This is a genomic window from Spirosoma fluminis (assembly GCF_054778895.1).
The window spans coordinates 65784-81499 of the sequence record NZ_BAAGZD010000010.1 but is presented as its reverse complement, the minus strand read 5'-3'; the positions used below and the strand labels follow the sequence as shown (position 1 = coordinate 81499).

The following is a 15716-nucleotide window of genomic DNA, read 5'->3' as shown; positions in this document are numbered from 1 at the left end:
TATGATCCCGAAGCATGACCACATGGCCTGTCCACGCTGCCAGCGCATCTTCGAGTGCAAGGTAGGCAGCATCAATCTGTGTCAGTGTCAATCCATCCGGCTGACCGACGCTCAGCAACAGTACGTTAGTTCAATGTATCAGGGCTGCTTGTGTAGCGATTGTTTGTTGACGGTGCGAACCGAGTATAATCAGACGATCCATCAGCAGAACCTAAACCGCTTATTACATGGCCGTTAACGATTTGAAGTCAGTAGCAGAACGAATTGCCGCTGCCGAAACCCGCATTTTCAAAGCTGTTTTCCCCAACACGACCAATCATTACGATACGTTGTTCGGCGGTACGGCGCTGCAACTCATGGACGAGGTTGCCTTTATCACCGCTACCCGCTTCGCCCGCAAGCGGATGGTGACGGTTTCATCCGATAAAATCAATTTTGCCCAGCCTATTCCGGCCGGCACGATCATCGAGCTGGTCGGGCGCGTCGAACACGTTGGCAACACCAGCATACGAATTGGGGTAGAAATCTACGTAGAGGAAATGTACGCCCTGGAACGCCACCGGGCTATTCACGGCTCCTTCACGTTTGTGGCCGTAGACGAATCCCGAACTCCCATCCGCGTTTTAGCATGAGATACAAAGCGTCTGTTCACTTAAAAAAAGCCGATACGTCGGGACGCGTTCCCGCTTCGATTCTGGATGGGTTCGTTCGGGAAGAACTGCTCCAGAAAATCAGCGCAGCCATAAAGCCGCATCTGGTTATTCGGCAGACTGCCTTCACGGACCTCACTCAGTCCGAAACGCAGGCTGACCAGGTAAACTTTACAACTGAACTCATTGTGCTGCCGGGCGATCGCTGGAATCAGTTCCGGGAACAGCTGAGTCAATGGGGTCATCACCTGGCTGCGGATGAATTCCATCACCTACAGGCCCTGCTCGATACTGTCGAGTACAGCACGAAAGGCGTCGGCGGGCCTGTGTAATCAGCCGTGTACGCTACGTATCGTTTTCGCCGGCTACGTTCCGAACGTTACCATCAACGTATAGAGCCCCGAGGAATGAGAAGCAGTAGGTGGTAGACTTGATATAAAGACTTATTTTCGCTGTTGAAACCGGACCTTACGTCGGTCAACAACGCCCTTATGCATTCCTCTCGCTTAACCATACGTCTTGTCTGCCTGCTGCTGTGGGCTGGCTGGCTCGCCGGTTGCCAACAAAACACGGACACCCAACCAACCCCCACCAATCAATACCTGGTCAGCAGTACGTTGCTGGGCGAATACTCCAAGAGCCAGCTGACCAGCCGGTTCACTACCGGTCAGGCCAGTCAGCTTGGTGGCTTTGTTTCATTCCTGCTCAACCACCCCGTAAAGGTCTACAAGCTCGTTTACAAAACCAGGAACACCGACGGAACCGAAGTTCAGGCATCGGGAGCCGTTGTTATTCCCAACCCTGCCGATAAAACCTTAGGCTTTCCGATGGTCAGCGAGCAGCATGGTACCATCCGAGCCGACGCCGATGCGCCGTCTTACAATAACGAAGGCAGTGAAACCTATTTTACGGGTTCGCTGCTGGCCTCCAACGGATTCATCATGGTGCTGCCGGATTTTATCGGCTATGGCGAATCCAAAAACCTGCCCCACCCCTACATACACCGCGCTACGCTGGCCTCGACCTCACTGGATATGATTCGGGCTTCACGGGAGTTTCTCAAGCAGGAAAAGGTGAACTGGAATGAGAAGCTGTTTATTGCCGGTTATTCACTCGGTGGGTATGCGACCATGGCCCTGCAAAAGAAGATCGAAGAGGAAACCGGAACCGAGTTTAACCTCGTTGCTTCCAGCTGCGGAGCCGGGCCTTACCACGTTTCGGCCTTCATGAATACGCTGCTCAACCAGAAAACGCACGGCATTGCGCAGTACAACGGGTTGTATTCAATGGTTTTATCGACGTACAACCGGGTGTATGGTCTTAATCGGCCACTAACCTATTATTTCAACGAACCCTACGCAGCCGCCGTTCAGCGTGACCCGTTTGGCAGCAACATTCCGATCAGTTTCAACGAATCACTCACCGATGGCTTCCGGGCGGGGGTTAATGCCGGGACCGATACACAGTTTCTGAACGCGGTTAAGGACAACGATATTTACGACTGGAAGCCCCGTACGCCAACCCAACTTTACCACGGTGACGCCGATCGGCAGGTATTTTACCTCAATTCCGTCGATGCGAACGATGCTATGAAGAAACGGGGTGCGCCGGTCGAGTTTTTTCCTCTCAAAGGCAAAGATCACGGCGATGGCATCAGCGATTTTCTGTTGGGTACGTATCAATTTTTCAGCGCAAAGCGGTAAGCGGTCGGGCAGTAGTCCTTTCTATTTAGAATTTTTTTGCCGACATCGATGCCTTACTCCGATTCCTCCCGTATTTCGGTTGCGTTAGATTGTATCATTTTTGGGTTTGACGGCGAAACGCTGAAGCTGCTGCTCGTCAAGCGAAACTTCGAACCGGAACGTGGCAACTGGTCACTGATGGGTGGTTTTCTGGATCGGGAAGAGGATCTGGAAGAAGCCGCCCGGCGTATTCTTTTCGAACTTACCGGGCTTGAGAACGTCTACATGGAGCAGTTGCAGACGTTTGGCCGGGTTGACCGCGACCCCGCCGAACGTACGCTCTCCGTCGGCTATTTCGCCCTCATTAATATTGAGCACCATAACGAAGAGCTGGCCCGACGTAACAACGCTTACTGGTTACCCCTGACCGATCACCCCAGGTTGATTTTTGATCACGAAGAGATGGTTTCGGTAGCGCTGCAACGGCTTCGCTACAAAGCGGCTCTCCATCCGATTGGCTTTGAGCTGCTTCCCGAAAAGTTTACGTTACCGCAGCTCCAGAAACTTTACGAAGCCATTTATGATGCGCCCATGGACCGGAGAAATTTCAGCCGAAAAATCCTGTCGACCAACCTGCTCGTCCGGACGGGGGAGAAAGACGACAAATCAGTGACGAAGAAAGGGCTGCTGTATTCATTGGATCAGGAAAAGTACCGCGAACAGCAGCACGCCTTCCTGAACTTTATTTCATCGCCCACACTCGTGTAAGCAACGATCTCCGTTCCGTAAGTACGTTACGTTCGATACAGACCAAACCGGTAGTTGTGGAGCCTGCTTTTCTTTTTAGATTACGTACTGCGGATCAATGGAAAGCTTAAACTCTATGAAAAACAACGGTCTTTATCTGGCCCTGACAAGCCTGCTGCTGGCAGCCGGATCAGCGGAAGCACAGCGGGGCATCCGGCCAGTTAATTTTTCGCAGGTCACAATCTCCGATCAGTTCTGGCGACCACGTATCGAACGGGTGCAAACGGCAACGCTGCCCGTTTGTATTGAACAGACCGAAGGGAAAACCGCCCGCATCCGGAACTTCGAGAAAGCCGCTGCCCGCTCGGGTAAACACGAAGGCATTTACTTCGACGATTCTGATGTGTATAAAGTCATCGAGGGCATGGCATATACACTGAAAACGAACCGCAACGCTGCTCTCGAACAGAAAGCCGACGAATGGATCGATAAGATTGCCTCGGCCCAACTGCCCGACGGTTACCTCAATACGTATTACACCCTCGGCGACCTCAGCAAACGCTGGACTGATATGGAAAAGCACGAGGACTACAATGCCGGGCATCTCTTCGAAGCCGCCGTCGCCTATTACGACGCAACCGGCAAACGTAAGCTGCTGGACGTAGCCACCCGGTTCGCCAATCACATCGACAGTACGTTCCGGTTAGCCAACCGCCCCTGGGTGTCGGGGCATCAGGAAATCGAACTGGCGCTGGTTAAGCTTTATCACGCTACGCACAATGACCGCTATCTGAAGCTTGCTGACTGGTATCTGGAGCAACGCGGCAAAGGCTTTGGCAAAGGAGCCATCTGGGATAATAAGGCGTGGGGACCGCGCTATTGCCAGGACGACGTACCCGTGCGCCAGATCACCGACATCAAAGGCCATGCCGTGCGGGCCATGTATCTGTACACCGGCATGGCCGACGTAGCCGCCGAAACCGGCGACCGGGGGTACATGGAGGCTACTGGGCGCGTTTGGGACGACGTTGTGGGACGTAACATGTACATAACGGGAGGTATTGGCTCCTCGGTACACAACGAAGGGTTCACGGAAGACTATGACCTCCCCAATGAATCGGCCTATTGCGAAACCTGCGCATCGGTGGGGATGGTGCTTTGGAACCAGCGCATGAATCTGTACTCCGGCGACGCCCGCTACATCGACGTACTGGAACGGTCACTCTACAATGCAGCGTTGGCCGGTGTCCAGCTTTCCGGTGAGCTATTCTTTTACGTCAATCCTTTGGCCTCGCCGGGTAATCATCATCGTAAGCCCTGGTACGGAACGGCCTGCTGTCCCAGCAACGTATCGCGCCTGCTTCCTTCGCTGGGCGGTTATGTCTACAACACCTCCAAAGATGCCTTGTGGGTAAACCTGTACGTCAGCAGCGAAACCACCGCCCAGATCAACCGACACCCTGTTCAGATTTCGCAGCAGTCGAACTACCCCTGGGACGGCACTATCAAACTGACAATCAACCCAGACAAGGCTGCCAACTTTGACGTGAAAATGCGTATTCCGGGCTGGTGCAAGAAGTACACAGCCACGTTGAACGGACAAGCCGTAAACGCCAATGTTGACAAAGGCTATCTGGTTGTAAACCGAAAATGGAAGAAAGGCGACGTCGTTACGTTAACGCTCGATATGCCCATAGACGTAGTGGCCGCTGACCCACGCGTTAAGGCCGATGCTGGCAAACGAGCGGTGCAACGAGGTCCACTGGTGTATTGTCTGGAAGAGGCAGATACTAAGGGGGCTGCGTTCGATCAGGCGACACTGTCGGCGCAAACGACCTTTGTGATGCAGAACCGCCCTGATCTGCTGGATGGCATAACTGCCATTCAGGCCCGAAATCAAGCCGGTACGTATACCCTGATTCCGTACTACGCCTGGGATAACCGCCAGCCGGGCCGCATGAAAGTATGGCTCGACTGGAAATAAGCTCCTATACCCGGCTAAACTGCATTTGATCATGAACCCTTCCCGTCGAGAATTTATAAAGCAGTCGGCCCTGGCCACTGCGCTGCCGCTCCTGCCGGTAGACCAAATCATTGCCTCAACTGGCCCCACGGCTGAGATGCCTAAATTCAGCATCTTCTCCAAACACCTTCAATTCTTGGCCTATACCGATGCCGCTTCGGTGGCTGCAGAGCTTGGGTTTGACGGATTAGACTGGACGGTCCGTCCGAATGGCCACGTACTGCCCGACCGAGTCGAGACGGATTTACCTAAAGTGGTCGACGCCGTCAAGAAAGCCGGTCTATCAACCAGCATGATGACGACAGCGGTGGGCGACAGCGCCGACACTACTGACCAGCGCCTGCTCCGAACAGCCGCCGGACTAGGCTTCCGGTATTATCGCATGAACTGGTACCGGTATTTACCTGATAAGTCGATGCCGGAAACGCTCCAGGCGTACGCCCAGAAAATGATTGGCCTGGGCAAACTGAACAAAGAACTGAACTTAGTCGGCTGTTATCAGAACCACTCCGGCGAATTGGTTGGCGGCTCGGTCTGGGAAATCTGGGAGATGCTGAAAAATGCCGATCCGCAACATACGGGTGTGCAATATGACATTCGCCACGCGACCGTTGAAGGGGGCCTTTCCTGGAAAAACGGCTTGCGTTTGCTTGAATCCCGCGTCAAAACCATTGTCCTGAAAGATTTTCGGTGGACAAAGAAAAACGGGCGGTGGGAAGTCGAAAACACGCCCATCGGTGACGGTATGATCGACTTCACTACCTACTTTCAGCTTTTAAAAAAATACCAGATTCAGGTGCCTATATCGGTTCATCTGGAATATCCGCTGGGTGGAGCCGAGAACGGCGCGAACCGCATTACTGTTGACAAAAAATTAGTTTTCGAAGCCATGAAACGTGATTTGGCAAAGCTGAAACAACTCTGGCAGGCCGCTTAATGACTAGTCGACGCTATTAGTCGGCTGTATCTGCAGACTGATCTGCTTAGATGATCCTACAAGGTAACGGTGTCACTTGGTCACACGGCCACTATTTGACTCGCTTTGCGTATCTTTAACCATCCTGTACTGCTGACTATCTGGAATTTCGTTATGCGCCTTTTTTCGCTGGCTACCTTCGTCCTGAGCGTTTGGACGAGCGGCTTTTTGACCATCAGTCCCACCACTCCAACGCCTACCACCCGACACAATTCCGATAAACCCATCCATTCGGGAACCGACTCCACTAAGGCAAAGCGTGAGCCACTTTTCGAAAGCGACGAGCTGCTACAACTCACTCTGCGGACAAACATGCGGGTGCTGCTGAAAGACCGGGGGGATACACCCGTCAACCATTCGGGCGTATTGGTGCATGGCCGCGATGCTGGCGCAGCCAGTTTGCCGGTTAAGCTAAAAGTGCGCGGCAATTTCCGGCGCAACGTTAACAACTGTTCGTTTCCGCCCCTGCTGATTGACTTTCCCAAGAAAAAAGGAAAAAGCACCCTATTCGCGAATCAGAACAGAGTAAAGCTCGTTACGCACTGTCAGAACGAAGACTTTGTTGTTCGTGAATACGTTCTCTATCAGATATATAATCTCTTGACCGACCACAGCTTTAAGGCACGTCTGGCGCAGGTTACCTACGAAGACTCGACCGGCAAACGATCCCCTCAAACCAAATTCGCTTTCCTGCTCGAAGATGCCGCGTCCGTGGCGAAACGAAATGGCACGACCCATATCGAGACAAAAAAGCTCAACATGGCGACTATTGACTCGGTCAACATGGCTACCGTTGCCGTGTTCGAATACATGATCGGCAACACCGACTGGTCCGTGCCGTTTCTGCACAACATTAAGCTGGTTAGAAAGCCAGGCGTTTTGTTACCCATTCCCATTCCGTACGATTTCGACCACGCCGGCATTGTCGAAGCGCCCTATGCCCAGCCTGCCGAGCAACTGAATATTCAGTCCGTTCGGGAGCGGCTGTATCGGGGTTACGTTTATCCGGAAGTGATGTTTCGGCAGGTGTTTGACCGGTTCATTGCCCAGAAGTCGGCCATCTACGCTTTGTACCAGCAGAACAAATACCTCGATAAGACCTATATAAAGCGGACAATCGCGTATCTGGATGATTTTTACCGGCAGATCACGGATAAGGAACGGGTCCAGGCGCAGTTCATTGATCAGGGTAAACTAAACACGCAGCACGTCATTACCATCCGGGGGCTGAATTAATGCCACTGGTACAGAACTAACGTAATCAGGTAACTCAGGATAACTACCGGAAAGCCGTACATGAAAATGGTGTAGGCAATGGTCAGCATGCGGTATTTCCTGGAAAGTACCCGCCCCTGCGCGTAGATGTTGTCGAGCATGGTATTATACATCAACTCCTCGTCGGCGATTAATTCTTTCATGTGAGCCCGGTAACTATCGGCGGATATTGTCAGGTAATCCCCAAAAAAGAGCGGATCAATCTGACTTTGATCAACGGGTGCCTGCAGGTTCTTCTGCGACCGCGTTGTCGGCTTGGTGGCCAGCAGCGCAAACGTGATCGTTACCAGACACACAATCACCATCAGGCTGGTCGGAATAATCAGATAAGGAATTTCGGTAAACTTATTCACCAGAAACGAAGTCATGACCGAAAGCACAATCGAATTGATCGAAATCATCAGTCCCGCTTTCTTATCGGCCATTCCACTTAGTTGAACATGGCTCGACAGCGTGGTGCGAAACATGGTCTCGATGGTTCGGCTGGGTTTTTCCTTCTTGTCTTTCTTTGTTTTTTCTGCGTTCTCCATACGGGTACTTTTTGCGGGTATAATGTAGCAGGATTTTTAGAATTCAGGGCACTGCGAGCCCGTCCAATTCCGCAATAAAGTCCAGGAGTACGTCCATAAAATAACATACGCTTGTTTTACGCAGACAAACCGCCAGGTAATAGTTTACGTATAGAACTCTTTCAACCTCAGCGTTAAACTATGCTAACTGACGCCCCTCCCCGCGCCGAGCGACCCGACCCGCTGCCGCCAACCCAATCCATTACGTTAACCATTAACGGCCAACAAAAGCAACTTACGGTTGCGCCCTGGACAACCCTGCTCGATGCCTTACGGGAATACTGCAACCTGACCGGCACCAAGAAAGGCTGTGATCATGGGCAATGCGGAGCCTGTACGGTGCTGGTGAACGACAAACGTATCAATGCCTGCATGACGCTGGCCATTATGCAGGAAGATTACGAAATCACGACCATAGAGGGCCTGACTCCGGATGACAATGGGCCGCTTCATCCTGTACAGCAGGCGTTTATCGATCACGATGCGTTTCAGTGCGGGTATTGCACCCCAGGGCAGATCTGCTCGGCGGTGGGAATGATCAGTGAGGGGCAGGTGAAAACGGTGGCTGATGTGCGTGAACTGATGAGTGGCAACATCTGCCGCTGTGGAGCCTATCCGCACATTGTCGACGCCATTTGTGAGGTAATGCAACTAAACCAGACCCCATCCGAGCCATGAACCCATTCACCTATACTCGTCCGAAAGGAGTCGACGCGGCCGTTAGCGAGCTCGTTACTGAGTCGATGGAGCACGATGGACAAATCAGAATCATCGCCGGGGGTACCAACCTCATCGACCTGATGAAAGAGAATGTGGAGCGGCCCAACAAGCTTGTCGACATTAACCGGTTGCCATTAGCGACCGTTGATGAGCTGGAGAATGGGGGCCTGCGGCTTGGCGCACTGGTCACCAATGCCGATACGGCCTACCACCCGCTCGTTCAGCAGCGCTACCCGTTACTGTCACAAACCATTCTGGCGGGGGCATCGGCCCAGCTACGTAACATGGCAACCAACGGGGGCAATCTGTTCCAGCGCACGCGTTGCTATTATTTTTATGATACCGCCATGCCCTGCAACAAGCGGCAACCCGGCTCGGGCTGTGGGGCACTGGGCGGCTATAACCGCATTCATGCCATTCTGGGCACCAGCGAACACTGCATCGCAACCCACCCCTCGGATATGGCCGTGGCCCTGGCTGCCCTCGAAGCAGTTATCCGGATCACCGGGCCAGATGGCGAACGTACCGTATCCATTGCGGACTTCCACCGGCTGCCGGGCGATCAACCACAGTACGATAATACGTTAGGACCGGGCGAACTGGTAACCGCTATTGATTTACCCCCGAAAGGCTTTCCCGATCACCACATGTACCTTAAGGTACGCGACCGCGCTTCTTATGCTTTTGCGCTGGTATCGGTAGCTGCGGCCCTGGAGTTAGATGACAATAAAATCATTACCGATGCCCGGATAGCCCTGGGGGGCGTAGCGCACAAGCCCTGGCGCAAACCCGAGGCCGAAGCTCTACTAATTGATAAACCCGCCACGAACGAAACCTTTCGACTGGCTGCCGACGCCTTGCTGGCAGGCGCTCGCGGGTACGGGCACAACGATTTCAAGATTGAACTGGCCAAACGGGCCATTGTCCGGGCATTGGGCCAGGCGGCTAAACTCGAACCAACCGAATAAACTCAACGGTATGAGCAACGTAGTAGGAAAACCCATTAACCGCGTCGACGGCCGGGCCAAAGTCACGGGCGAAGCGAAATATGCCGCGGAGTTCAACGTACCGAATCTGGCGTATGGCGTAGTTGTCTCCGGTACCATAACGAAAGGCAAAATCACCAGCATTGATACCCGCGAAGCCCTCGCGCTGGAAGGCGTAGTACAGGTGTTTACGCATGAGAACCGTCCAGATCTTGCCTGGTTCGATATGAACTACAAAGATCTGGATGCCCCACCGGGCTCGCCGTTCCGGCCGCTGCACGACGAAAAAATCAAGTATAACGGTCAGCCAGTCGCCCTGGTAGTGGCCGAAACCTTCGAGTTGGCCCGCTACGCGTCGACGTTGGTTCGCGTTGACTACGAAGAAGAAAAACACGAAACAGACCTGCAACAACACGAAGACAAAGCCAGAAAACCTGCAACGGGCCTAGCTACGCTTCTGAAGCCACCGCCACCAAAGCCTCGCGGTAATTTCAAAGAAGCCTTCGCCCAATCCCCCGTCAAGCTTTCGGTTGCCTATAACCACGGATTTGAACACCATAACCCAATGGAGCTGTTTGCCTCCACGGTCGTGTATGAGCCGGATGGCAAACTCACCATCTACGACAAAACCCAGGGTGCGCCCAACAGCCAGCTTTACGTAGCGCAGGTATTTGGCATACCCTTTAAAGATGTACGGGTCATTTCGCCTTACGTCGGGGGGGGCTTTGGATCGGGTTTACGGCCGCAGTATCAGTTGTTTATGGCCGTGATGGCGGCTCGGGAGTTGAAACGCTCGGTTCGGGTGTCGCTTACTCGTCAGCAAATGTTCACGTTTGGCCATCGCCCGGTCACACTTCAGACGGTGGAGCTTGGCGCTCAGTCCGATGGTTCGCTCGATGCATTACGCCATGAAGCGATTGCTGAAACATCGAAGTTTGAAGACTACATTGAGACGGTAGTAAACTGGTCGACGGGCTTATACTACTCGCCAAACACGCTGACTGGCTATAAAGTCGTTCCCTTAGATGTATACACTCCGCTCGACATGCGGGCACCAGGGGGCGTAACGGGGGTAACGGCCATTGAGTGTGCTATGGACGAGCTGTCGTATAAGCTTGGTATCGACCCACTCGAACTCCGTTTAAAAAATTACACCGAAACCGATCCCGACGAAAAGCGGCCATTTTCGAGTAAGCAGCTTCGGGAGTGCTACCGACAGGCTGCCGAACGGTTTGGCTGGGCGGCACGGAATCCGGAGCCCCGGTCCATGCGCAACGGCCATAACCTGATTGGCTGGGGCATGGCTACCGGGGTATGGGATGCGAACCAGCTACCGGCGCGGGCCGAAGCCGTGCTGACGGTGAATGGGAAGCTGCGCGTAAGCAGCGCCACCGCCGATATTGGTACGGGTACGTACACGATCATGACGCAGATAGCCGCCCAAACGCTCGGCTTCCCCCTCGAAGATGTCATATTCAGGCTTGGGGATACCGAGATGCCACTGGCTCCGTTCCAGGGCGGGTCGCTCACGGCTGGTACGGTTGGTTCGGCGGTGAAAATCGTTTGCGAAGAGCTGGGTAAGACTTTACTGAAGATGGCACAGAAAATACCCGGCTCTCCGTTTGTCAAAGCCAGCTTCGAGGACGTCATTTTCATTGACAAGCAGATTCGCCTGAAGCAAAACCCGTCGGTATCGATTCCGGTACAGACAATCGTCGATCAGAACGGCGGGCGGGCGATTACCGAAACAGCAACCTCCTTTACAAACACGCTGAAACAGGCCAAATACACCCGTTACGCGCATTCGGCGGTGTTTGTTGAAGTACAGGTTGATGAAGACCTGGGTACGGTGAAGGTAACGAGAGCCGTTACGTCGGTTGCGGCCGGACGTATTCTGAACCCCAAAACCGCCCGCAGTCAGATCATCGGCGGTATGGTGTGGGGTATCAGTAAAGCCCTTGAAGAAGAAAGCGTTATGGACCATCGCTTCGGCCGGATCATGAACCATAATCTGGCTGAGTATCACGTACCGGTATGTGCCGATATACATGACCTGGATGTCATCTTCGTAGAAGAATACGACGACATAGTTAACCCGCTTGGCATTAAGGGAGTAGGCGAAATTGGTATCGTAGGCATGCCAGCCGCCATTGCCAACGCCATTTACCATGCAACAGGCAAACGAGTGCGAGAGCTGCCTATCCAGTTGAACAAGCTGCTGTGAGCGACTCAATTATTTTGACACCCCGGCTAAAGAAGTGATTACTTTAGCCGGGGTGTCTTGTTTATTCTCAGTTGAGTTAACGTGCATAATGGGCAGAAAGACAGGTGCCTCTCCAGCAGCACACTACACTAACGTAAATTATAAAAGGCTGTGCGCCAGCAGGCCGTTGTTTGCTAATGCATTTACTTAGGTTTGACCTAGTACTCACGTTAAGTTATCGGCGACTCAACCTTTACTCCTACCACACGTGCTGCCGCTGCTTCTGTTCTCTACAATTATGCTGGCAGAATAGCGATCCACAAGCCGTTACTCACATTGATGTGAAAATAGTGTTAGTTTCCACTAATTTATAGGTAATCGAGGATGCTTGTAACGAGTACCTTTGGTGAAAAATTGGCAGATCATATAAAGGCAAAAGCTATGCATGTACCCGTCAAATGGGAAGGCGTTTACCCAGCGCTGTTGACTCCGTTTACCGCTGATGATGCGCTTGACATCCCGCTCTTTGAGAAAAACCTTCGTGCCCAGCTCGAAGCCGGCGTCCACGGCTTTATCATCGGCGGCTCACTGGGAGAAGCCAGTACCCTGCTGAATCAGGAGAAGATTCAGTTGCTCACCTCAGCACTAACGGTTTCGGCGGGTAACGTACCCGTGCTGGTCAACATTGCCGAGCAGGCGACCAAACAAGCAATAGCCTATGCCCAGGAAGCTGAATCAAATGGTGCCGACGGCCTGATGTTGTTGCCGCCCATGCGCTATCCGGCCGACGCCCGCGAAACGGTTACGTTCTTCAAAGCGGTAGCCAGCAAAACCTCGTTACCGATCATGATCTATAACAATCCCTACGATTATAAAATCATGACGACCGTTGCTATGTTCGAGGAACTGGCCGAACTGCCCAATATTCAGGCGGTGAAGGAGTCAACCCGTGACATAACCAACGTAACGCGTATGCGTAACGCCTTTGGCGACCGCTTCAAGCTACTGGGTGGTGTCGATACGTTGGCGCTGGAATGTCTTTTGCTGGGTTGCGATGGCTGGGTCGGCGGTTTGGTAGACGCCTTTCCGCAGGAAACGGTTGCCATTTATGAACTGGCTAAAGCCGGTCAGGTTGCCGAAGCGCTGGAAATCTACCGCTGGTTTATGCCACTACTGGAGTTGGATATTCATCCTAAACTGGTACAATACATCAAACTAGCCGCCACCGCAACGGGTCTCGGTTCAGAATACGTACGGGCACCTCGTTTGCCGCTCGAGGGCGCAGAACGCGATCAGGTCCTGAACATTATTGAAACGGCATTAGCGAAACGGCCGGTAGTGAACGTTTAATTGATGACAAGCACACAACCGGGTGTGCTCACTTATCTACTCGTCTTATCCTTCATTCAACCACTTCCAATGGCTGAATACCATTTCTTTTGTATTGATGCCCACACCTGCGGCAACCCGGTTCGGGTGGTAACGGGTGGTAGTATTCCGTTTTTGCAGGGGGCAACCATGAGCGAGAAGCGCCAGCATTTCCTCCGTGAATACGACTGGATCAGGACCGGTTTGATGTTCGAGCCGCGCGGACACGATATGATGTCGGGCAGTATTTTGTACCCGCCTACCGACCCGGCCAACGATGCGGGTGTGTTGTTCATTGAAACATCGGGTTGTCTGCCCATGTGCGGCCACGGCACCATCGGCACCGTTACGGTAGCCATTGAGCAAAACCTGATTCGGCCCAAAACGCCGGGTGTCCTAAACCTGGAAGTGCCCGCGGGGCTGGTTCGGGCAGAATATGTACAGGAGGGCAAGAAAGTCACGTCGGTAAAGATCACGAACATCAAGTCATACCTGGCAGCCGAAAACCTGACAGTCGACTGTCCTGACTTGGGCACACTCACCGTAGACGTATCGTATGGCGGCAACTTCTACGCGATCGTAGATCCGCAGCCAAACTTCCCGGGATTGGAGCATTATAAAGCTGAACAGCTCATTGGCTGGGCACGCGTCATGCGTCAGCGACTCAACGAACAATACAGCTTCGTGCATCCCGAAAACCCGACCATTAATGGCTTAAGCCATATCCTCTGGACGGGGAAACCGTTGAAAGAGACCTCAACGGCACGTAACGCGGTGTTCTACGGCGATAAAGCCATCGACCGCTCCCCCTGCGGTACGGGTACGTCGGCACGTCTGGCACAGTGGTACGCCAAAGGAAGGTTGAAGCCGGGCGATGTGTTTGTTCACGAGAGCATCATTGGCTCGATCTTCAACGGACGTATTGAAGCGGAGACGGAGTTGGCAGGCAAACCAGCGATCATTCCCAGCATTGAAGGCTGGGCCCGCATCCACGGATATAACCACATCCTGCTTGACGAAGAAGACCCATACGTTCATGGCTTTCAGGTCATATAAATGAGCTGGAGACCTGTTTAAAACGATTCACTCCTGCGCCTGTCTTCTTAAAACCCATACCGAAAAGGTGGGAATGGTTGAAAACCAATTTCACTCTTTCGCTCATTCACTCCGCTTCGGCGACGGTCCGCCGTTGCGGTCCGATTTCACTCTTTAGCAAAATGGCACACGTTGGAATTGTTGGCGGAGGCATTGTCGGACTGTGTTCGGCTTATTACCTGCACAAAGCGGGGCATCGGGTAACCGTGTTCGACCAGGGGCCTATTGCCGACGGTTGTTCGTTTGGTAACGCCGGCATGATCGTGCCCAGCCACATCATTCCCCTGGCGCAGCCCGGTATGATTGCCAAAGGCATGCGGTGGATGCTGAAATCGACCAGTCCATTCTACGTTAAACCACGACTCAATATGGACCTCATGCGCTGGGGCTGGCTTTTCTACCGCCATGCGACCGCCGAACACGTCGAACGCTCGATACCGGTCCTGCGCGACCTTAGTCTGTTAAGCAAACGGCTTTTCCAGGACTTAGCGGCCAACGGCGATTTATCCTTTGAATGGCAGGAGCGCGGCCTTTTGATGCTTTACAAAACCGTTTCGGCTGAACACGAGATGGCCGAAGAAGCTGATGTAGCCAACCGAGCCGGGGTCGAAGCGCGGGTACTCAATGGCCAGCAGGTGCAGGACCTGGAACCAGCCACGCGAGTCGACGTACGCGGGGGTGTGTTATATCCGGGTGATGCGCACATCAATCCTGGCGAGCTGGTCCGCTCACTAGTAGGTTATCTCCGTAAGAATGACGTAACGATCCTGGAAAATCATTCGGTTACGGGGTTTAGCAAATCAGGTGCTCACCTTACAGCCATTGAAACGGCTCAAGGCGCTTTCCCGGTCGACGCGGTGGTGATTGCCGGAGGAGCCTGGTCACCCGTCATTGCTCAACAACTGGGCTTAAATCTGTCATTGCAAGGAGGCAAGGGCTATAGCTTCATGCTTCGGAACGTAGCGAAAAACGTTCGTATACCCGCCATCATGCTCGAAGCGCGGGCCACCGCTACGCCTATGGGCCAGGATTTACGCTTTGCCGGCACGCTCGAAGTAGCCGGTACAGACATGACCATCAATATGAACCGGGTTCGCGGCATTGCTCAGTCGATCAACCAGTATTATCCAGAGCTACCGGTTGAGCTACCGGCGGTGGACAAAGTCTGGCGCGGTTTACGTCCGTGCTCACCCGACGGACTACCCTACATTGGCCGTTCTGATCGCTTCGACAACGTAGTGCTGGCTACCGGCCACGGCATGATGGGTTTGAGTTTGGGACCTGCCACGGGCAAACTGGTCAGCGAAGTCATTGATCAGAATGTCTCCAGCCTGGATATCGCCCCCTTTAGTCCGAGTCGGTTTTAACCAGAGGCTAAAACCCCATCACCTCATAAGCCGTCCGAGCCGTAATCGCATAAGC

General features: G+C 53.2%; 15 protein-coding genes. 14 read left to right on the top strand and 1 reads right to left on the bottom strand.

Annotated features, from left to right (window positions below):
* Window position 1 precedes the first annotated feature (1 nt).
* The 8 genes from ACYVBJ_RS13960 (at window position 2) to ACYVBJ_RS13925 (ending at window position 7314) form a co-directional block, all read left to right on the top strand.
* Window positions 2-238, top strand: coding sequence for a cysteine-rich CWC family protein (locus ACYVBJ_RS13960; RefSeq protein ID WP_460982920.1), 237 nt, complete (start codon window positions 2-4; stop codon window positions 236-238).
* A complete protein-coding gene (locus tag ACYVBJ_RS13955) occupies window positions 228-632 on the top strand; it encodes an acyl-CoA thioesterase (RefSeq protein ID WP_460982919.1) in 405 nt (134 codons plus the stop codon). Before ACYVBJ_RS13960 ends, ACYVBJ_RS13955 begins: the two co-directional genes overlap by 11 nt.
* Complete coding sequence (locus tag ACYVBJ_RS13950) at window positions 629-982, top strand: hypothetical protein (protein ID WP_460982918.1); 354 nt, start codon at window positions 629-631, stop codon at window positions 980-982. Before ACYVBJ_RS13955 ends, ACYVBJ_RS13950 begins: the two co-directional genes overlap by 4 nt.
* 159 nt (window positions 983-1141) lie before the next feature.
* Window positions 1142-2353 carry an alpha/beta hydrolase family protein gene (locus tag ACYVBJ_RS13945; RefSeq protein WP_460982917.1) on the top strand — a complete coding sequence of 404 codons (1212 nt, stop codon included), beginning with the start codon at window positions 1142-1144 and terminating at the stop codon, window positions 2351-2353.
* A gap of 48 nt (window positions 2354-2401) precedes the next feature.
* Window positions 2402-3100 (top strand): NUDIX hydrolase, encoded by a 699-nt coding sequence (locus ACYVBJ_RS13940; protein ID WP_460978473.1) that lies wholly within the window; start codon window positions 2402-2404, stop codon window positions 3098-3100.
* Between the two features lie 115 nt (window positions 3101-3215).
* On the top strand, window positions 3216-5063 hold the full coding sequence (locus tag ACYVBJ_RS13935) for a glycoside hydrolase family 127 protein (RefSeq protein WP_460982916.1): 1848 nt from the start codon (window positions 3216-3218) through the stop codon (window positions 5061-5063).
* Window positions 5064-5094: 31 nt separating this feature from the next.
* A complete protein-coding gene (locus tag ACYVBJ_RS13930) occupies window positions 5095-6039 on the top strand; it encodes a sugar phosphate isomerase/epimerase family protein (RefSeq protein WP_460982915.1) in 945 nt (314 codons plus the stop codon).
* Between the two features lie 153 nt (window positions 6040-6192).
* Complete coding sequence (locus tag ACYVBJ_RS13925) at window positions 6193-7314, top strand: hypothetical protein (RefSeq protein ID WP_460982914.1); 1122 nt, start codon at window positions 6193-6195, stop codon at window positions 7312-7314.
* Here the strand turns inward: ACYVBJ_RS13925 and ACYVBJ_RS13920 are convergent.
* Window positions 7311-7883: a Pycsar system effector family protein gene (locus ACYVBJ_RS13920; RefSeq protein WP_460982913.1), complete on the bottom strand. Its 573-nt coding sequence runs from the start codon at window positions 7881-7883 to the stop codon at window positions 7311-7313. The two genes, ACYVBJ_RS13925 and ACYVBJ_RS13920, sit on opposite strands and share 4 nt — an antisense overlap.
* 180 nt (window positions 7884-8063) lie before the next feature.
* On the opposite strand from ACYVBJ_RS13920, the gene ACYVBJ_RS13915 reads away from it, so the two are divergent.
* The 6 genes from ACYVBJ_RS13915 (at window position 8064) to ACYVBJ_RS13890 (ending at window position 15661) form a co-directional block, all read left to right on the top strand.
* A complete protein-coding gene (locus tag ACYVBJ_RS13915; protein ID WP_460982912.1) occupies window positions 8064-8600 on the top strand; it encodes a (2Fe-2S)-binding protein in 537 nt (178 codons plus the stop codon).
* Window positions 8597-9610 (top strand): FAD binding domain-containing protein, encoded by a 1014-nt coding sequence (locus ACYVBJ_RS13910; RefSeq protein ID WP_460982911.1) that lies wholly within the window; start codon window positions 8597-8599, stop codon window positions 9608-9610. The genes ACYVBJ_RS13915 and ACYVBJ_RS13910 overlap by 4 nt, the downstream gene beginning before the upstream one ends.
* A 10-nt stretch (window positions 9611-9620) precedes the next feature.
* On the top strand, window positions 9621-11852 hold the full coding sequence (locus ACYVBJ_RS13905; protein ID WP_460982910.1) for a xanthine dehydrogenase family protein molybdopterin-binding subunit: 2232 nt from the start codon (window positions 9621-9623) through the stop codon (window positions 11850-11852).
* A 420-nt stretch (window positions 11853-12272) separates the two neighbouring features.
* Window positions 12273-13181, top strand: a complete 909-nt coding sequence (locus ACYVBJ_RS13900) for a dihydrodipicolinate synthase family protein (RefSeq protein ID WP_460982909.1) — start codon at window positions 12273-12275, stop codon at window positions 13179-13181.
* Between the two features lie 69 nt (window positions 13182-13250).
* A complete protein-coding gene (locus ACYVBJ_RS13895; protein WP_460982908.1) occupies window positions 13251-14255 on the top strand; it encodes a 4-hydroxyproline epimerase in 1005 nt (334 codons plus the stop codon).
* Between the two features lie 161 nt (window positions 14256-14416).
* Window positions 14417-15661 carry an NAD(P)/FAD-dependent oxidoreductase gene (locus tag ACYVBJ_RS13890; RefSeq protein ID WP_460982907.1) on the top strand — a complete coding sequence of 415 codons (1245 nt, stop codon included), beginning with the start codon at window positions 14417-14419 and terminating at the stop codon, window positions 15659-15661.
* Window positions 15662-15716: the final 55 nt, after the last annotated feature.

What these genes read in the sequence shown, in the direction of transcription:
- ACYVBJ_RS13905 (WP_460982910.1), top strand. Translation starts at nt 9,621, where the DNA reads ATGAGCAACGTAGTAGGAAAACCCATTAACCGCGTCGACGGCCGGGCC.
- ACYVBJ_RS13910 (WP_460982911.1), top strand. Translation starts at nt 8,597, where the DNA reads ATGAACCCATTCACCTATACTCGTCCGAAAGGAGTCGACGCGGCCGTT.
- ACYVBJ_RS13890 (WP_460982907.1), top strand. Translation starts at nt 14,417, where the DNA reads ATGGCACACGTTGGAATTGTTGGCGGAGGCATTGTCGGACTGTGTTCG.
- ACYVBJ_RS13915 (WP_460982912.1), top strand. Translation starts at nt 8,064, where the DNA reads ATGCTAACTGACGCCCCTCCCCGCGCCGAGCGACCCGACCCGCTGCCG.
- ACYVBJ_RS13950 (WP_460982918.1), top strand. Translation starts at nt 629, where the DNA reads ATGAGATACAAAGCGTCTGTTCACTTAAAAAAAGCCGATACGTCGGGA.
- ACYVBJ_RS13960 (WP_460982920.1), top strand. Translation starts at nt 2, where the DNA reads ATGATCCCGAAGCATGACCACATGGCCTGTCCACGCTGCCAGCGCATC.
- ACYVBJ_RS13895 (WP_460982908.1), top strand. Translation starts at nt 13,251, where the DNA reads ATGGCTGAATACCATTTCTTTTGTATTGATGCCCACACCTGCGGCAAC.
- ACYVBJ_RS13930 (WP_460982915.1), top strand. Translation starts at nt 5,095, where the DNA reads ATGAACCCTTCCCGTCGAGAATTTATAAAGCAGTCGGCCCTGGCCACT.
- ACYVBJ_RS13900 (WP_460982909.1), top strand. Translation starts at nt 12,273, where the DNA reads ATGCATGTACCCGTCAAATGGGAAGGCGTTTACCCAGCGCTGTTGACT.
- ACYVBJ_RS13935 (WP_460982916.1), top strand. Translation starts at nt 3,216, where the DNA reads ATGAAAAACAACGGTCTTTATCTGGCCCTGACAAGCCTGCTGCTGGCA.
- ACYVBJ_RS13955 (WP_460982919.1), top strand. Translation starts at nt 228, where the DNA reads ATGGCCGTTAACGATTTGAAGTCAGTAGCAGAACGAATTGCCGCTGCC.
- ACYVBJ_RS13945 (WP_460982917.1), top strand. Translation starts at nt 1,142, where the DNA reads ATGCATTCCTCTCGCTTAACCATACGTCTTGTCTGCCTGCTGCTGTGG.
- ACYVBJ_RS13925 (WP_460982914.1), top strand. Translation starts at nt 6,193, where the DNA reads ATGCGCCTTTTTTCGCTGGCTACCTTCGTCCTGAGCGTTTGGACGAGC.
- ACYVBJ_RS13920 (WP_460982913.1), bottom strand. Translation starts at nt 7,883, where the DNA reads ATGGAGAACGCAGAAAAAACAAAGAAAGACAAGAAGGAAAAACCCAGC.
- ACYVBJ_RS13940 (WP_460978473.1), top strand. Translation starts at nt 2,402, where the DNA reads ATGCCTTACTCCGATTCCTCCCGTATTTCGGTTGCGTTAGATTGTATC.